The organism is Psychrosphaera sp. (assembly GCF_982872775.1).
Genome location: NZ_CEYNSH010000040.1, coordinates 1 through 3,126, shown reverse-complemented (window position 1 = coordinate 3,126; position 3,126 = coordinate 1). Strand labels below are relative to the sequence as shown.

The following is a 3,126-nucleotide window of genomic DNA, read 5'->3' as shown; positions in this document are numbered from 1 at the left end:
GGATAAGCTGTTACATCCAGCTGATAAACAAACAGAGGGTCGCGCAAACGTTTAATCATCTCAATCGATAACTGACTCGCGTTCGTCTGCGGAATTGCCTGCGGTACAAAAGCAGAGACGTAACCGACATTGACCGCTTTAAACAAACCTAACACTGAGCCTATCGGTAACCCAGCAATCAAAATTTGCGCTGCTGCTGGTGAGTTATAACTTGCTTTTGCCAATGGTAAAGCTGGAATTGAGTATGGAATTTCAATTAATGCTACATCCGCTCTTTTGTCTTGAGCTAGTAGTTTAGCGCGATAGAATTTTGCTTTTTTACTCTCGCCAACGTGCACAGATATCTCAGACTTGTCTTTATCAAACTCCTCGCAATTGACCACATGATGGTTAGTGGCGATGACAGATCTGTTGTTGTCAGAATAAACCACAAAACCGGTGCCTCGTAATTGGTATCTCGGAGCATTAAGTGGATTGTAAACACCGACGCCGACGACGGAGGTTTTGGTGGTTGTGGCGGTTTTTGTGAGTGACGGTGCAGCAATGATATTTCCGCTAGAGAAAGACAAGAAGCAGGCAAATAAAAGTACGAATTGAATGTGTTTCATAAATTAAATCGAAATGACAAATATGAGTGTAATTTCTACTATAAACCGTAATTCCCAAAACTAATACAAATGCGTTAAAGATTTGTTAGAAAAAAAGACAAGTCTAATCTACTGTTAAATATATAAATATTACAAAATGTTTCTAAATAGCTTGATCATAAGGGGCATGTCCCTTATTTTCTGGTAAAGAAACACGGTTTTTGGCCGAATAAAATTAAATCAAAATTGATAAAAAAGTAGTAAGCAGCAAAATTCTTTTTTTTAAGGAAATCCCATGAAATGGCTAAGGGCGTTAACGACAATTCCGATTATCGGTCCTTTATTTAGATTTATTGAACAAATCATAGTTAATTATGGTGCGAAACGAATAGCAAGGCACTTTTCCGAGTATTTGAGGCCTGTTGTCGCTGATAGTCAGTATCTAAAAAACAAATCATTCAATATAAGACACAGCGTTTATTGTGAAGAGCTAAAATTCGAGCCTCCTAAAGCAGACAGTTTGGAAACCGATCCGTTTGATTCTCATGCTTTTCATTGTGTTATTCAACACAAAGAGAGCAAGGCGTTCGCTGGGACGGTTCGTGTTGTTTATTCAAGTAAAGAAGATGAAGTCCTTCCAATTGAAAAATATTGCCTGAGCACTATAGATGATAAAGAATTTTCACCTTCGAATTTTCCACGAAACAAAATTTGTGAAATATCTAGGTTAGCGGTACCGGCAGAGTTCAGAAGGCGACGTACAGATAAGTTTAAAGGCGCGGCAACAGGTACCATTAATAATGAGAGTTATTCAGAGCGTGAACTACGCTGTTTTCCATTTATAGCAGTAGGGTTATACCTGTCAGCAGCAAGCTTGGTGATTAACAAGGGCATTGAACACGTGTTTGTTATGATGGAGCCAAGATTGGCGAGAAGTTTAAAATTGGTTGGCATCAAGTTTAAGCAGATAGGTCCAGTGGTCGATTATCACGGAAAGAGAGCGCCTTTCTACATAACGCCTCAAATGCTATTTGATAACCTGTCTCCCGGTTTTAAAACCTTGTTTGATGGTTTACAGGCCGATCTTAACGAACAACTCGTTGATCAACCGACCTTATTGGATTTGGTTGGTGTGATGGAACAGTTTGAAAATAGCGAAGATAAATTAGTAAATAAAAAGTGCTTAAACAGAGCGTTATCAATCTATAATAATTATTATGCCGAATACAAAACCTACTGGGTTTTTAACTAGAAGATAACGCACGATATGTTTGATTATAAAGATGCATTTAGCCGAAATATTGGATGGATTACTGATCAAGAACAACAAACACTAAGAAACAAACGAGTTGCAATTGCAGGTGCTGGGGGCGTTGGTAGCGAGCATATTGTTACTTTAGCGAGATTAGGTGTTGGAAATTTTAACATCTCTGATTTCGATGAATACGATGTTCATAATTTTAACAGGCAAGCAGGCGCTTTTATGTCCACAGTTGGGCAACCTAAGTGCCAAGTCATGAAAAACATCGCCAAAGACATTAATCCTGAGGCCGACATCAAATCATTTGATGAAGGGGTATTCGAACACAATGTTGATGAGTTTTTGGAAGGTGTTGATATCTATGTCGATAGCTTGGATTTTTTCGCTCTCAAGGCGCGAAAGCTAGTTTTTCAAAAGTGTTTGGACAAAAAAATACCGGTAATTACCGCAGCGCCTTTGGGTATGGGTACTGCGTTTTTATGTTTTATGCCAGGCAAAATGACCTACGAAGAATATTTTAGATTCGAAGACAAACAGACAGAAGATGAACAATTGATTCAATTCCTCATAGGTTTGTCGCCCTCTATGTTGCAACGTTCCTACCTAGTTGATCCGTCAAAGGCTGACTTCAAAGCAAAAGTAGGCCCATCTACTCCAATGGGCGTTAAATTTTGTGGGGCAATCGCCGCAACTTACACCCTTAAGATCCTACTTAACAGAGGTGAACTTGTTTGTGCACCTTATGGGCTTCACTTTGACGGCTACAAAAATACGCTTAAAAAGACATGGCGTCCATTTGGTAACCGAAACCCTATACAAAAAGTAATGTTTAATGTCGCTAAGAACGTTGTGTTGAGTTAAACGATTTTAGTTGTCAGGATTCTTTACAATCCAATATTAGTAACAAATTTTTAGTGTAAAAATGTTCGCTAAAACAATAGCTTGTACTATTGGCTTGTCTTTTGCTTATTTAAGTTAAATCGAGTGTGTAACACTTAAATATGAAGGAAGAATAAAATGAAAATTAAAAACACGGCAATGGCAGTTGCAATGTTAGGTTTAGCGAGTAGCTTTGCAGCTACTGCTGAAGTACAGCTTAATTTTGCTCAAGACTTAAAAATTAACATGCCAACAGATGACTATGATCCTAATGCTGATGGCGACACAGTTACTGGCATCTTCGACAATATGTCATTTTCTGGTTTCATCGCAACTTCGTTGTATGAACTAGGTGTTGGCGGCCCAACAGGTAACTTTACTGATACTAACATCGGTCTG

The 3,126-nt window shown here is 38.5% G+C and carries 4 protein-coding genes; 3 read left to right on the top strand and 1 reads right to left on the bottom strand.

The window, feature by feature from the left end; translation table 11 throughout:
• Positions 1-608, bottom strand: a 608-nt coding sequence (locus AC4E96_RS11240; protein WP_490255882.1) for a S1 family peptidase, incomplete at its 3' end; no start/stop codon positions are given.
• 274 nt (positions 609-882) lie between these two features.
• Here AC4E96_RS11240 and AC4E96_RS11235 point away from each other — a divergent pair.
• From AC4E96_RS11235 to AC4E96_RS11225, 3 genes are all read left to right on the top strand, one after another.
• Positions 883-1,839 carry a PEP-CTERM/exosortase system-associated acyltransferase gene (locus AC4E96_RS11235; protein ID WP_490255881.1) on the top strand — a complete coding sequence of 319 codons (957 nt, stop codon included), beginning with the start codon at positions 883-885 and terminating at the stop codon, positions 1,837-1,839.
• 15 nt (positions 1,840-1,854) lie between these two features.
• Entirely contained in the window at positions 1,855-2,709 is an 855-nt protein-coding gene (locus AC4E96_RS11230; RefSeq protein WP_490255880.1) for a ThiF family adenylyltransferase, read from the top strand.
• Positions 2,710-2,865: 156 nt separating this feature from the next.
• Positions 2,866-3,126 (top strand): hypothetical protein (locus tag AC4E96_RS11225; protein ID WP_490255879.1); only part of this gene is annotated, 261 nt, incomplete at its 3' end.